This is a genomic window from Bacillus sp. THAF10, assembly GCF_009363695.1.
Taxonomy (GTDB): domain Bacteria; phylum Bacillota; class Bacilli; order Bacillales; family Bacillaceae_I; genus Sutcliffiella_A.
Genome location: NZ_CP045403.1, coordinates 3,414,563 through 3,428,226 on the forward strand (window position 1 = coordinate 3,414,563; position 13,664 = coordinate 3,428,226).

At 43.2% G+C, this 13,664-nt stretch carries 12 protein-coding genes and 1 tRNA gene; 1 reads left to right on the forward strand and 12 read right to left on the reverse strand.

Annotated elements, in window-relative coordinates; genetic code table 11:
• Positions 1-122: 122 nt before the first annotated feature.
• The 11 genes from gpmI to FIU87_RS17720 all read right to left on the reverse strand — a co-directional run bounded on the left by gpmI (position 123) and on the right by FIU87_RS17720 (position 12,436).
• Entirely contained in the window at positions 123-1,658 is a 1,536-nt protein-coding gene (gene gpmI / locus FIU87_RS17670) for a 2,3-bisphosphoglycerate-independent phosphoglycerate mutase (RefSeq protein WP_152445786.1), read from the reverse strand.
• On the reverse strand, positions 1,651-2,412 hold the full coding sequence (gene tpiA, locus FIU87_RS17675; protein ID WP_152445787.1) for a triose-phosphate isomerase: 762 nt from the start codon (positions 2,410-2,412) through the stop codon (positions 1,651-1,653). The genes gpmI and tpiA overlap by 8 nt, the downstream gene beginning before the upstream one ends.
• Before the next feature lie 24 nt (positions 2,413-2,436).
• Positions 2,437-3,621: a phosphoglycerate kinase gene (gene pgk, locus FIU87_RS17680; RefSeq protein ID WP_152445788.1), complete on the reverse strand. Its 1,185-nt coding sequence runs from the start codon at positions 3,619-3,621 to the stop codon at positions 2,437-2,439.
• A 130-nt stretch (positions 3,622-3,751) separates the two neighbouring features.
• A complete protein-coding gene (gene gap / locus FIU87_RS17685) occupies positions 3,752-4,759 on the reverse strand; it encodes a type I glyceraldehyde-3-phosphate dehydrogenase (RefSeq protein WP_152445789.1) in 1,008 nt (335 codons plus the stop codon).
• A 239-nt stretch (positions 4,760-4,998) separates the two neighbouring features.
• Positions 4,999-6,018: a sugar-binding transcriptional regulator gene (locus tag FIU87_RS17690; RefSeq protein WP_152445790.1), complete on the reverse strand. Its 1,020-nt coding sequence runs from the start codon at positions 6,016-6,018 to the stop codon at positions 4,999-5,001.
• 155 nt (positions 6,019-6,173) lie between these two features.
• Positions 6,174-6,416 carry a glutaredoxin family protein gene (locus FIU87_RS17695; RefSeq protein WP_152445791.1) on the reverse strand — a complete coding sequence of 81 codons (243 nt, stop codon included), beginning with the start codon at positions 6,414-6,416 and terminating at the stop codon, positions 6,174-6,176.
• Positions 6,417-6,434: 18 nt separating this feature from the next.
• On the reverse strand, positions 6,435-7,769 hold the full coding sequence (rpoN, locus tag FIU87_RS17700; RefSeq protein WP_152445792.1) for an RNA polymerase factor sigma-54: 1,335 nt from the start codon (positions 7,767-7,769) through the stop codon (positions 6,435-6,437).
• A gap of 362 nt (positions 7,770-8,131) precedes the next feature.
• Entirely contained in the window at positions 8,132-9,061 is a 930-nt protein-coding gene (locus FIU87_RS17705; RefSeq protein WP_172971096.1) for a class F sortase, read from the reverse strand.
• 60 nt (positions 9,062-9,121) lie between these two features.
• Positions 9,122-10,456, reverse strand: a complete 1,335-nt coding sequence (locus tag FIU87_RS17710; protein WP_253905457.1) for a copper amine oxidase — start codon at positions 10,454-10,456, stop codon at positions 9,122-9,124.
• Between the two features lie 253 nt (positions 10,457-10,709).
• Positions 10,710-11,648: a nuclease-related domain-containing protein gene (locus FIU87_RS17715; protein WP_152445795.1), complete on the reverse strand. Its 939-nt coding sequence runs from the start codon at positions 11,646-11,648 to the stop codon at positions 10,710-10,712.
• 712 nt (positions 11,649-12,360) lie between these two features.
• Positions 12,361-12,436, reverse strand: a tRNA-Arg gene (locus tag FIU87_RS17720).
• Between the two features lie 286 nt (positions 12,437-12,722).
• Here FIU87_RS17720 and clpP point away from each other — a divergent pair.
• On the forward strand, positions 12,723-13,304 hold the full coding sequence (gene clpP / locus FIU87_RS17725) for an ATP-dependent Clp endopeptidase proteolytic subunit ClpP (protein WP_152445796.1): 582 nt from the start codon (positions 12,723-12,725) through the stop codon (positions 13,302-13,304).
• Between the two features lie 41 nt (positions 13,305-13,345).
• Here clpP and FIU87_RS17730 read toward each other — a convergent pair whose 3' ends face one another.
• Positions 13,346-13,603 (reverse strand): HPr family phosphocarrier protein, encoded by a 258-nt coding sequence (locus FIU87_RS17730; protein ID WP_152445797.1) that lies wholly within the window; start codon positions 13,601-13,603, stop codon positions 13,346-13,348.
• Positions 13,604-13,664: the final 61 nt, after the last annotated feature.

The window sequence follows — 13,664 nt, forward strand, 5'->3', positions numbered from 1 at the left end:
AGCCTCCTCGGCTACGCCTGTGGGGTCTCCAGTCTATCGCTTCATTCCCGAGAAGAGTCTCCGCCTTTGCTACAATCAACAGCTGAAAACATTTATACCTAACTAGTCACCTTCAACAAAGCCTATTTCTTTATTAAAGAATTTCCTGTCATTTCTACGGGTTTTGCTACCCCTAGTAAGTCTAGCACAGTTGGAGCCAAGTCACCAAGGATTCCATCGGTGCGCAAGTCCACACCGTTCTTTGTGACAATAACTGGTACTGGATTAGTGGTGTGAGCAGTCATTGGGTTGCCTTCTGTGGTGACCACTTCATCGGCGTTACCGTGATCTGCTGTGATGATTGCAACGCCGTCTTTTTCAAGAATCGCGTTGACCACTTTCCCGAGGCATTCATCTGTCACTTCTACCGCCTTAATTGTTGGCTCAAGCATTCCGGAGTGCCCGACCATATCAGGGTTAGCAAAGTTTAAGATGATAGCATCGTGCTTATCAGCAGCAATTTCAGCTAAGAGTGCGTCTGTTACTTCGTAGGCACTCATTTCTGGCTTTAGATCATAAGTTGCAACTTTTGGAGAATCTATTAAGAGTCGTTCTTCTCCTTCAAATGGCTCCTCACGTCCGCCACTCATAAAGAATGTCACGTGTGGATATTTTTCTGTTTCTGCAATACGTAGTTGTTTTAAGCCTTGTTGGGAAAGTACTTCACCAAGTGTGTTATCCATTCCCACTGGTTTAAATGCCACATAGCCGTCTACGGTTTCACTGAAATGTGTCAAGCAGACGAATTGCAGATTGCTCGGATGCTTTGGTCCACGATCAAACGCACGGAAATCCTTGTTAGTAAATGTGTTGGAAATTTGAATTGCACGGTCAGGACGGAAGTTATAAAAAATAACCGCATCGTCCTCTTGAATCGTAGCAACTGGACTACCGTCTTCCTTCGTCATGACAGAAGGAATCACAAACTCATCAAAGATTCCATTGTTATAGGAGTCATTCACACACTCCATTGCGTTGCTGTAGGTTGGGCCATCACCGTATACCATTGCACGGTAGGACTTTTCTACCCGATCCCAGCGCTTGTCACGGTCCATAGAGTAGTAACGACCGGAAATGGTCGCAATCTCTCCAATTCCTAGCTCTTGAATTTTATCATTCAACTGCTCAATAAACTCAGGTGCAGATTTTGGTGCCACATCACGGCCATCTAGGAATCCGTGGATATATACACGGTCAAGACCTTCTCTTTTTGCAAGGTTCAACAGAGCAAAAAGATGCTGGATATGACTATGAACACCGCCATCTGAAAGCAAACCAAAAATATGAAGGTTTTTGCCTTTTTCTTTTGCATGTGTGATGGCATTTAGGAAGGTTTCATTTTCAAAAAAATCACCTTCACGAATGGCCACATTCACACGTGTTAAGCTTTGGTATACGATACGGCCAGCACCGATGTTTAAGTGTCCAACCTCAGAATTCCCCATCTGACCTTCTGGAAGACCGACGGATTCCCCACTTGCCGTTAATTGAGCGTGTGGAAAAGTGCTCCAAAACTTATCAAAGTTCGGTTTGTTGGCTTGTGCGACAGCGTTACCTGTTGTTTCGCCGCGAATTGCAAAGCCATCTAAGATGATTAATGCTACTGGTTTTTTACTCATTCTTACCTGCCTCCAAAAGCTGTAGGAAGGATTGGTGCTCTAAGCTTGCACCACCAACAAGGGCGCCATCGATGTCTGATTGTGCCATGTATTCTGCGATGTTTGCTGGTTTTACAGAGCCGCCATATTGAATACGAACAGCGTCTGCTGAAGCTTGGTCAAATTCGGAAGCTACTACGCTACGAATGTGCGCACATACTTCATTTGCATCTTCGGCTGTAGAGGATTTTCCTGTTCCAATTGCCCAAATTGGCTCGTATGCAATAACAGTTGTTTTAACTTGCTCTGCAGTAAGTCCTGTTAACGCTTTTTTCATTTGATCGCCAACGATGTCATTCGTTTTGCCAGCCTCACGCTCTTCTAACGTTTCTCCGCAGCAAACAATTGGTGTTATACCATGTTTAAATGCAGAAAGAACTTTTTTATTTACCGTTTCATCTGTTTCTGCAAACATTTCACGGCGCTCAGAGTGACCAATGATGACGTAGGAAACACCGATGTCTTTTAAGGCAACCGGGCTCACTTCGCCAGTAAAGGCACCATTGTCTTCAAAGTGCATGTTTTGGGCACCGATTTTAAGGTCACGGCCTTCTGTATTTGAAACAAGACGCTCTAGGAAAAGGGAGGGTGCACATACAACAGAATCAATTTGTTCTGCAGAAGGAATTAATCCTTTTACCTCTTCTATGAAGCTTGTAGCCTCAGGGAGTGTTTTGTGCATTTTCCAGTTACCTGCAATAATAGGTTTACGCATGGTATCCATCCTTTCGGGTTGGGTTTACTTATCGTTTAGAGCGACAACTCCTGGAAGTTCTTTTCCTTCCATGAATTCAAGAGATGCGCCGCCACCAGTTGAGATATGGCTCATTTTGTCTGCAAGCTTGAATTTTTCAACCGCAGCTGCAGAGTCTCCTCCACCGATGACAGAGTATGTATCGGTAGCTTCTGCTAAGGCTTCTGCAACAGCTTTTGTTCCGCCTGCAAATGCATCTAGTTCAAATACTCCCATTGGTCCATTCCAAATAACAAGTTTGGAGTTTTTGATCACATCTGCATAAATTTCACGGGATTTTGGTCCACAATCAAGACCTTCCCAGTCACTTGGAATGCTGTCAACAGCGACAATTTGTGTGTTGGCGTCGTTGGAGAAATCATCTGCAACGATGACGTCAACAGGCATGTACATGTTTACGCCTTTTGCTTTTGCTTGTTCGATGAAGCTTTTTGCTAAATCAATTTTATCTTCTTCTAATAGGGATTTTCCAACATCGTGGCCTTGTGCTTTGATGAACGTGTAAGCAAGTCCACCGCCGATGATTAGGTTGTCCACTTTATTTAAGAGATTTTCAATTACACCGATTTTATCTTTAACCTTTGCCCCACCGATAATTGCGGTAAATGGGCGTTCTGGGTTGGAAAGTGCTTTTCCAAGAACCTCAAGTTCTTTTTCCATTAAGAGGCCTGCTACTGCCGGCAAGTGCTGGGCAATTCCTTCTGTAGAAGCGTGAGCACGGTGAGCAGCGCCAAATGCGTCGTTCACATACACATCAGCAAGCTCAGCGAATGCTTTTGCTAGCTCAGGGTCATTTTTCTCCTCACCAGGATAGAAGCGAACGTTCTCTAATAAAAGAACATCTCCTTCGCTCATGTCATCTACGATCGCTTTTACGGATTCACCGTAAGCTTCATCTGCTTTTTTTACTTCTTTTCCAAGAAGCTCCTGCAGACGGGAGGCTACCGCAGTTAGGCGTAGTTCTTCTACAACCTGCCCCTTTGGACGTCCTAAGTGACTAGCAAGAAGTACTTTTGCACCGTTATCTACCAAGTGCTTGATCGTTGGCAAGGCAGCACGGATACGCGTTTCGTCTGTTACTTGTCCATCCTTCATCGGTACGTTAAAATCTACTCGGCAAAAAACGCGTTGACCTTTCACGTCGATGTCACGAATGCTTTTCTTATTCATCTGAAAACGGCCTCCTTTTATGAGGAAATGTAGTTATTTTAAAACATGAAAAGAGGGAGAGGGTGTGTTCCCCAATCCCCCTCTTATTATAGAATGCTTTGGTTGTGAAATCCAAATAATATAGTAAAAATTATAGTCCTTTAGAAGCGATGTACTTCGCAAGGTCTACTACACGGTGAGAATAGCCGCTCTCGTTATCATACCAAGAGATAACTTTCACCATGTTGCCTTCCATTACCATCGTAGATAATGCGTCGATAGTAGAAGACTCTGGGTTACCATTATAGTCACCAGAAACAAGTGGCTCCTCAGAGTAGCCTAGGATTCCTTTAAGTTCGCCTTCAGCTGCTGCTTGGAATGCTGCGTTTACTTCTTCTGCCGTTACATCTTTGTCAAGCTCTGCAACAAGGTCAACAAGAGAAACGTTTGGAGTTGGTACACGCATTGCACCACCATTTAATTTACCTTTTAGCTCAGGCAATACTAGAGAAACTGCTTTTGCCGCTCCAGTAGTTGTTGGGATGATGTTTTCCGCTGCTGCACGCGCACGACGGTAATCTTTGTGTGGTAAGTCTAAGATCTGTTGGTCGTTTGTGTAAGAGTGAACAGTTGTCATCATTCCACGCTTGATTCCGAACTTGTCGTTCAGAACTTTCGCGAATGGTGCTAAGCAGTTTGTTGTACAAGATGCGTTAGAGATTACGTTGTGGTTTGCTGCATCGTACTTGTCTTCGTTAACACCCATTACGATTGTAATATCTTCGTCAGATGCAGGTGCAGAGATGATTACTTTCTTTGCGCCAGCTTCTAAGTGCTTCGCAGCGTCTGCACGCTTTGTGAAGAAACCAGTAGATTCTACTACTACCTCTACTCCAAGCTCACCCCAAGATAATTTCGCTGGGTCGCGCTCAGCTGTTACTTTGATTGTTTTGCCGTCAACAACTAGGTTGTCGCCGTCTACTTTCACGTCAGCAGCTAGTTTGCCGTGTACGCTGTCATATTTTAAAAGGTGTGCTAACATGTTAGCATCTGTTAAGTCGTTTACTGCTACTACTTCTACGTCCGCATTTTTAAGTGCTGCGCGGAATACGTTACGTCCAATACGTCCAAATCCGTTAATACCAATTTTTACTGCCATTTTAAGTTCCTCCTTAGTATTCTAAGAAATATATTTTTGGGGCTGTGTTAAGGTCGCAGTTGATTTCCGCAAAATGGCTCCGCGTCCTGCGGGGCGATGCTGGAGCCTCCTCGGCTAAAGCCTGTGGGGTCTCCAGTCAATCGCTTCATTCCCGCTGGAGTCTACGCCTTTTGCTCCAATCAACTGCTGAGAATGTTAAGGCTAACATTCTAACTAAACAAAGCCTATTATAGAAGGGATTACTCCCTAATTAACTCTTTTGCTGCTCCTTCGTCCGTGATAAGGATGGTTTGAGGAGCTTTCTTTAGGTAGGCCTGAATTGCCTTTGCTTTGGATGCGCCACCGGCAACGGCGATAACACTTTCTATCTTTTCCAAATCAGCTAGCTGCATTCCTACTGTTTGCACTTTGTGTACCACTTCTCCTGCTTCATTAAAATAGTACCCAAATGCTTCTGCGACTGCGTGTGCACTTTCTATCATGCGCATATTTTCCGGAGCTGTTTTACGGCGCTCTGCCATTGTTTTAGCGTCTCCAATTCCATGAATAACCATACTAGAATTTTTGATGAGTGAAATCACTTCTTTTATAGACGGTTCTTCAATCATCGTCTGGTAGGATTCATGACTTAAGGAGTCCGGAATATGCAGCAGCCGGTAGTTTCCAGATGCTTTTTCTGCCATTGTGGCACAGATCGTGTTCGCCTGGTTTTGTACTTTTTCTCCAAGGCCTCCACGAGCCGGGACAAATAACAGGTTGCGATTTTTCGTATCCGGCTTCATCATTTCGGCAACCGATGAAACGGTCGTTCCACCTGCCACTGCGATGATGTTGTGGTGTTGGAATCGTGCTCGCATCGTACTGACACATGCACGTCCAAGCTCCTTTTTTACCCAAGGAGACTGGTCACTGTCACCAGGAACGACAACCACTTGTTGTATCCCTAACTTTTCTTCTATTCCCGCTTCAAGTAGCTTTAAACCGGAAACTTCTTTCATAATTTCCTCTAGGTCCTTAATGAGATACTGGCCTTCATTCGTTAACGTCATGCCAGCAACACTCATAAGAATAAGGTTTTGAGCTTTGAGAAAATCAACCTCACTACGTAGCACACGCTCACTAAGTCCCAGACTACCTGATAAGCTTCTTCTTCCAATCGGCTGCATCAACCTTATGTAACGCAGGATTTCGTATCGTTTTTGCATAATGGAAAGAAGGTCAGGTAATAATTTCTTCTGTACTTCAATGATTTGCTTCATATAGCAACCCCTTTAGAGTGCAAATTTTACCTTTGGGTGTCTAGTTGGACTTAAAATGTCCCACTGTGACATATTGTGTCCCAGTAGCGGTAAAAAAAATCACCCCTGCTACAATTTTGATTGTAACAGAGGTTAAACCCTTATGCAACTAGGGTTTAGCGGATTTTTTCAAGTAAACGCTTTCTTACTTCTTCTTTCACGACTTGCCCATATGCAAGCATTTCTCCTTCATGCTCGACCACCGGAATCATCAGTTGATATTTTTCAAGAAGCGCGTCATCCTGATAGATATCTTTTTCTTCTATTGTAAAATTCAGGTCCTGTTGCAGTTCTTGTAATTTTCGTTTTGCTTTATCACACAGTGGACAATCCACTTTCGTGTAGAACGTAAGAATCATTGATACATCTGCCTTTCTTTATTCATAACGTTTTCTCATAGAAGAGCTTGGAATATTCAAGATATCACGATATTTCGCTACCGTTCTCCTAGAGATAGCTATACTATACTCTTTTTGGAGAAGATTTGTCAGCTGCTGATCGGATAGCGGCTTTTTCTTGTCTTCTTTTTTCACCAGTTCCTCCACTAGCTGCTGCACCTGCTTTGTGGAGGTTTCTTCCTCGTATTGACCTGCCAAGGCTTGGCTAAAAAAGTGCTTTAATTCAAAAAGTCCATATGGTGTTTGGACATATTTGTCTTTGGTTGCTCTGCTTACTGTTGATTCGTGAATCTCTAGACGAGTTGCGATATCCTTTAATGTGAGCGGTTTCAAAAATGACGGTCCATTAAAAAAGAAAGTCTGTTGTGCTGTAACAATCTCTTCCATCACTTTGACTAGTGTATGCTTTCGATGCTCCATGCTTTTGACAATCCATTGGCACTGCTGGAGCTTTTCCTGCAAATAGCTTTCCAGCTCCCTTTGTTCCTTCAATGTAGCCTCATACTCCTTGTTAATGGAAAGATGAGGAACCATTTCTTCATTTAAGGAAACAACAAACTCGTTTTGGTGTCGTTGCACTAATAAATCCGGAGTAATATATTTTGGCCGTTCAATCGTTTCATATTTGTTACCTGGCCTCGGATCTAGCTTTACTACTTCATCATGAATACTTTGTATTTCCTTTAAGCTAATACCGTATTTTCTCACAAGCGTTTTCCAGGCTTTTTCGGCAAAAAGTTTAAAGTCTTCCTTTATCATCTGTTCAGCGGTTTCATTTCGTAGAGGCAACCGTTGTAATTGTAAGAGCAGACATTCCTGGAGATTGGAAGCTCCTATTCCGGCAGGCTCCATCGTTTTAATAGTATCCAGTGCGTGTTCTACCTTTTCTTTCTCCCATTTCAACTGTTGCGCAATCACGGTTCCTTCTTCTTTTATATATCCATTGGGATCAATGTATGGAATAATTCTTTTCAAAGATTGCTGGTCATCTTTTGAGAGGCCGCTTTCTAATAGCTGCTGTTCCATATATTGATGTAAGGTTTGCCCGTACTTACTGAAATTTTCTATAGAAAATGTTTGTTTGGTGGTAGTTCCATTTTTTTTGGGCTTTAAACGCTGTACTCGGGAGGAGGCAAGCTCACGTATCGTTGTCGGCTCCGTTAGCTCGATTAGCGGATTCTCCATGGATTGCTCTTTTAAAAACTCCACAAGCTCAAGCTGTGAATATTGCAATAACGCGATCGCTTGTTTGAGCTCCTGTGTCATCGCAAGCTTCAACGTCTGCTCCTGAAATAAACCTACAGACTGCCTCATACTACGTACCCTCCTCCGACCTTTTGTTCTAATCTGTATTTACCATTCTACCTAACTTTCAGTGAATATGTAATCCTTAATATCTGGAATTAGGTATGGTCGTTTAGTTTATGAGAGTCTTGCTGAGAAAATGCTAGAAAAATAGCTTATTTGAACATAATATGTGGGATTTAGCTCTATTTTAGATTCTGTCAGCCCTAGCAAAGGAACAAAAGCGCAATGCGCCCGTTTTGCGACGTACAAACTTTGTCTAGTTGCAGCGGCATGGAGCTGGACGTTGCTACTTTTGTTCAAGATATCCACAGACATATTTTTTATAATTTCCTAAACAACAAAAAAGAGCAGATTTCTCCGCTCTCTCATCAGTCCCGATATTTAGTTATTTCTGAGGGCTCGGACTCTCCGCCCTGTTTATTGATTGCCGTTACATAGTAGGTATAGTTACGAGCCTCACTGTCTGTGTAACTCTTTCGTTGATGAGAAGAAATGCTTGTGACAAGGTCAAACGCTCCGTCCTCTCCAGCTCGGTACACGCGATATCCGACAATATCCACTTCTCTGACAGCATGAAAGGTAACATACCCATCATGAACCACAACATTGGTCGGGGAGGATGGTTTTTCTATGTTCTCTGGTACCTTATCTTCCTTCAGCTCCGTATAAACGACAAGCCTTTCTTCATGACCCCCATTGGCTCTGTCGAAGGTGCCAGTACAGGTAATCAGGTTGAGGTTTTTGCTGTTAGCATTTCCGAAAATTTCTTTAATAGGCGCTTCATCTCGAGGGTATCGCTCGACTCTTTTCACAACAAAAGTCAGCTCGGTACCATCTTCATCCGTGACAAAAACCTCTTGACCTGGCTCCATTTTTTTCAAGTCCCAAAAAACCGCAGGACCTTCGCGTGAGTCGACATGTGCAGCAAGCACCGCATTTCCTGTGTTACCAGGCTTTGTCCCCGGCTCAAACCAAGCAACATCCTCTTCATTATCCGGGACACCCATTTGGCCATTATCTAAAAGGCCAACCTTCATGACGGACGCTTCTACCTTAATCGCCGGGATGCGCAAGTTGGCAGGAACAATACCAAGCTCCTGTTCTTTTTCCTTTTGCTTTAGTTGGACAAATTCATTTTTCAGGTCAATCGCCCCTTGTTGTTCTTCAGAAGCGATCGTGGTTTCCTCTTTTGTTCGCTGCTCTTTTTCTAAACCAGTATCAATAAAGCCCGCTTCACAGCCCATCGCAAGAAACAAGGAACTTAACATTATGATATTTATGATTGTTTTATTTAGCATCACCATTCACTCCTAACTACAGGAAAAGGAAGAGAGTTATCCTCTCTCCCTATTTATCGACTATGCTTTGTCAGAAACGTTGATTTTACGGCGGACTACAAGGAAGGTTGCTGCTACCAAGACCGCTCCTAATGCCACTGCAATCCAGGCTGTTGGCATGCTATTCGTGCTGCCGCCACCCATTCCGGTATTCGGCATTTCACTTGGCATGGAGGTATTTTCGCCCCCAAATTTATCAGGATGCTGTGCGACAATGGCTCCACCTAACGTTTCGCCAATTCCAAACATGAACGCATAGCTTTCACGGAAGCTGTCATAAGCAGCCTTGTACTCCGCTGCTGTGTAGTGGTCATATGACTTCAATACCAACTCCTCATGTGCCCAAACCGCTTCTGTTGCCGCTTTTGATGGAAGGTTTTCTTCCGTTGCAGCACCTAAAAAGCCACCAAAGTCCTTCGCGAATGTTTGCAAGTGTTCCTCTGCCTCTGCTCTTTTCGCTTCATCATTTTCCAAGGTTGCTGCGACAATCATACTTTGTGCGTCAATGTGGTTTGGTTGCCATACCTGTTCAAACTGGGCTGCACCTTCCTCTCCGTAAATCGAAGCGATTGCCGCTTTAAAATCAGCCGTATGTGCGTCCTCTGCCCAGTTAATAAAATCAACATCCTCTGCTTGATCAAAGCCTTTTTGCATCCCAATAGTGGCATAAGCTGTATGCTCGGCGGCTAATTTGTTGAGTGTAGCTCTTAAATTGGATGCTGGCGTGTCTACTTGGGAGCCTTCAAATTTATCAGGCATTTGCATAACAATTGCGCCAGATAACGCTTTTCCAATATCAAACATTCTTGCAAATCCTTCACGATACGCCATATACGCTGCTTCATAATCCCCAGCTACATAGCTATCAAAAACGTTAAGTACATCTGCTTCATGTGCTCTAATTGCTTCTTCTGCTGCTTTTTGTGGAAGGTTTCCACCGGTTGCTCCATCAAGGAAGGTGGAGAACTCTACTACAAACTCTTCTATTTCCGCTTCGGCAGCTTTCCGTGCTTCCTCGTCATTATTTTTTGCTGCCATTACAAGGTCATCGGTGTAATTGTTATGTGCTGCGAAAATATTATTAAATTGCTCTGCACCTTCAGCCCCATAAATGGATTCTACTGCGGTTTTCATGTCAGCCGCATTTTGGTCCAGGGCTGCTTGTACATGCTCTGCATCCTCTGCGTCATCATATGCTTTTTGCATGGAGGCTACCGCTAATACAAAGTGCTCGGATAAAAGGTGATCGAGAGTTGCTCTCAAGTCTGCTGCCGGAGTTTTAACTGTGGCATTTGCTGAAGCAAACGTTGGTACAAGTAATGTCAGTGCCATGATTAATGCGAATAGTTTTTTCATCAATTTGCTCATCCTCTCCTTGTCATTACTTACCTAACGGAGGAGATGGAGTGTTGGATCACTTTTTTGATAAACTCTTTGCTAAAAGATTGTTGCTTCAAACTAGGAAAAAGTCGGCTTTAAAACTTTTTCCTGAAGAAAAGTTCCAGTTCCATATCTCCACGAAAAGAGCACGACAGCAACGTCGATTACGTGTTGCTTAACTACGCAGTAGCAAAATTACGAAAACAGCCCTTTGAAAGAATTTTTTTGGTTATTGTGGTAGGAGTGAGGTGAGGTTGTAGATGTGGGATTTGGTGTGACCGGATCCGGTGATGTTTAGGTCTTTTAGGAGTCTTCTGATGGTATGCCTATCTTCAAGACGCAAAAACCATTTTAGTTCATTCATGGTAATTTCATGGCTGATTAACAATGCATAGTCCTTGAGTGCTTCACTATGAGCGTCTTTTGAAATTAGGTAACAGTGAGGACATTGCCATTTTCCACGTATTCTTTTCATTACTGTTGTTTTAACTGGTGAGCAGTTTGGGCAAAGCACTCCCGTTAAAAGGTCTGCTTTTAACACATCGTATTGTTCTATAGGAGAACTACTAATCGGAGTATGATCCTTTAACAACATCCTAGAAACTTTATTGTGGAGCTTTTTATCCAAAAGGGTAGTTGGATGTTTTTTAAAAAAAGGTAATAGTTTTTGGTTCAAAGCTGGACTTTTTATTACGTGTTTTTCTATTAGGTATGAAGATGAGAGTACTTTCACCAGTACTTTTGGATGGGTTAACACTACTAACTTTTCACCTGGTAGTTTGGTGAGGCTTTTATTTTTAAACCACTCCATCAGTTTATATGCTTGGTTGCTCACTTGCAGAATGGGGTCTAGGTATACTTTGGCTGGGTGGTCTTCTACTTCTTGGATTAGTTGATGATTTTTGGGATCGAAGAAAATGGTACCGCGGAGGTTTTTGACCTCTAGTATTAGATAGAAATTGGTAAATAGGATTAGGGTATCCATTTGGAAATGAGTGTCCTTGTAGGGGAGTCGTAAGTCATGGAAGATGAAATAAGGGAAGGTGTCTGGTAGAAGCTTCAGATAGTAGTCTAATGCTTGTTCTCCATAGATTCCTGCTTCTTTGATTCCAAGTTCTGTAAGGATATCTTCGTATTTTGGGTGCTGAGGATGAACTCTCCTCTTCATTGCCCTGAGAATTTGGACTCTCAAGGGGGTATTTCTATGTTTTTTTATCAAAAAATCACCTCTTATCTTTGGTGATTATACTATTTGACATAAATCTACAGAATTCCTTCTTTTTTGGAGCGGAATCTTTGGATTTTTTTGGGTGCATATAGTATCTGACAGTTTTTCAGTAAGGATTGCAACACTTTTTGAAGTTATTGTGACACTCTTTGGAGTTATTGTGACACTTTTCAAGTTTATTGTGACACTTCGGGAACCGAAACAAATTCTTGTTCGTTTGGGTTCAATTTTTCGCCGCGCCCTCTCTGTTCCTTCGGGCTTCCTGTTCGACCGTGCCTCCTAATTCGTCCGCGACCTCTTGTCCCCCCGCGCCTCATTGTCCGGCCAAGCCCCTCTGGTTCGTCAGTACCCTCTTGTCCGCCAAAGCTTCTTTGTTCGTTCGCGACACCTTGTGCGCCCGCGCCCCTTTGTTCGTTCGCACATCGGTCACCGCATCCCTTGTCCGACCACGCCCCTCTGGTTCGCCCGCGCACCTTTGTCCGCCCGCGCCCCTCTTGTTCCCCCAAGCACCTCCCCAAAAAAGACAAAACAAAAACCCAGTGCGCCGACACTGGGTGGGTAGTAATAAGGGATATAACGGCGCTTGTCCGTTACAATTTATATCGTATCATGAACAATAAGGTCTTTTCAAAAGTAAGTTCTTCCAGAAAAATGGCGCGCTCGGAGGGATTCGAACCCCCGACTCTTGGTACCGGAAACCAATGCTCTATCCCCTGAGCTACGAGCGCTTCTTGAAAATCGGACTTTATTAATATACCAGATAATCCCGCCCTTGTCGAGAGCCGCAACGCCCTGAATTCCCCAGAGAAGTTTAATCCTAACACGAAGTGGATATGATTAATTACATGGGGAAAAATGGGGGTATTTGCGATGGTTTTTATTTGACCATTCTTGACCTTGTATGTATGATAAGAGTACATAAAGATTAATAAATGGAGCAGGTTCAAGCAGTGTTTTTACCCATTTTTACATATGAACCTTCTCTACTAACATTCATTAAGGAGGAAAAGTGAAATGAACTTAATTCCTACAGTTATTGAACAAACAAGCCGTGGGGAGCGCGCTTACGACATTTACTCCCGCTTATTAAAAGACCGCATCATTATGCTAGGTAGTGCGATTGATGATAACGTCGCTAACTCCATTGTGTCTCAGCTATTGTTCCTAGCAGCAGAAGATCCAGAAAAGGATATTTCCCTATATATTAACAGTCCGGGTGGATCCATCACTGCTGGAATGGCAATCTATGATACGATGAATTTCATTAAGCCTGACGTTAGCACAATGTGTGTGGGAATGGCCGCTTCTATGGGTGCATTCTTATTATCAGCAGGTGCAAAGGGCAAGCGTTTTGCTCTTCCAAACAGCGAAGTGATGATTCACCAACCGCTTGGAGGCGCACAAGGGCAAGCAACGGAAATTGAGATTGCGGCTAAACGCATCTTATTCCTTCGTGAAAAATTAAATACAATCCTTTCTGAAAACACTGGTCAACCAATTGAAGTAATCTCTCGCGACACAGACCGCGACAACTTCATGACGGCAGACCGCGCTTTAGAATACGGATTAATCGACAAAGTGATCAAAAATAACTAACCTACAAAAAAAGAGCATCCCTCCTCGGGTGCTCTTTTTTCTTATCCTTCTTGTTGGACATACTCCGTTAGCGCAGTGATTGCTTCCTCTTCATCCTTACCCTCTGCAATTAACGTGATGGTGGAACCAGAGCCAATCGCTAAACTCATTAAGCCCATAATGCTTTTTGCGTTAACTTTTTTGCCGTCTTTTTCTAAAAAGACCTCACTGGAGAAGCGATTAGCTTCTTGAACGAAAAGCGCTGCTGGGCGAGCTTGCAGGCCGGTTTTCAAACGAACGTCTACTTGTTTTTGTACCATTAGTATTCCTCCTATTTATATTTAATTGGCTATTTTCGCAAAAGTTGTTGCTGCTACGTTT

Coding starts and splice junctions, on each gene's coding strand:
- FIU87_RS17730 (WP_152445797.1), bottom strand. CDS start 13,603: ATGGTACAAAAACAAGTAGACGTTCGTTTGAAAACCGGCCTGCAAGCT.
- FIU87_RS17715 (WP_152445795.1), bottom strand. CDS start 11,648: ATGAAGAGGAGAGTTCATCCTCAGCACCCAAAATACGAAGATATCCTT.
- pgk (WP_152445788.1), bottom strand. CDS start 3,621: ATGAATAAGAAAAGCATTCGTGACATCGACGTGAAAGGTCAACGCGTT.
- tpiA (WP_152445787.1), bottom strand. CDS start 2,412: ATGCGTAAACCTATTATTGCAGGTAACTGGAAAATGCACAAAACACTC.
- rpoN (WP_152445792.1), bottom strand. CDS start 7,769: ATGAGGCAGTCTGTAGGTTTATTTCAGGAGCAGACGTTGAAGCTTGCG.
- FIU87_RS17705 (WP_172971096.1), bottom strand. CDS start 9,061: ATGCTAAATAAAACAATCATAAATATCATAATGTTAAGTTCCTTGTTT.
- FIU87_RS17690 (WP_152445790.1), bottom strand. CDS start 6,018: ATGAAGCAAATCATTGAAGTACAGAAGAAATTATTACCTGACCTTCTT.
- clpP (WP_152445796.1), top strand. CDS start 12,723: ATGAACTTAATTCCTACAGTTATTGAACAAACAAGCCGTGGGGAGCGC.
- FIU87_RS17710 (WP_253905457.1), bottom strand. CDS start 10,456: ATGAAAAAACTATTCGCATTAATCATGGCACTGACATTACTTGTACCA.
- gpmI (WP_152445786.1), bottom strand. CDS start 1,658: ATGAGTAAAAAACCAGTAGCATTAATCATCTTAGATGGCTTTGCAATT.
- FIU87_RS17695 (WP_152445791.1), bottom strand. CDS start 6,416: ATGATTCTTACGTTCTACACGAAAGTGGATTGTCCACTGTGTGATAAA.
- gap (WP_152445789.1), bottom strand. CDS start 4,759: ATGGCAGTAAAAATTGGTATTAACGGATTTGGACGTATTGGACGTAAC.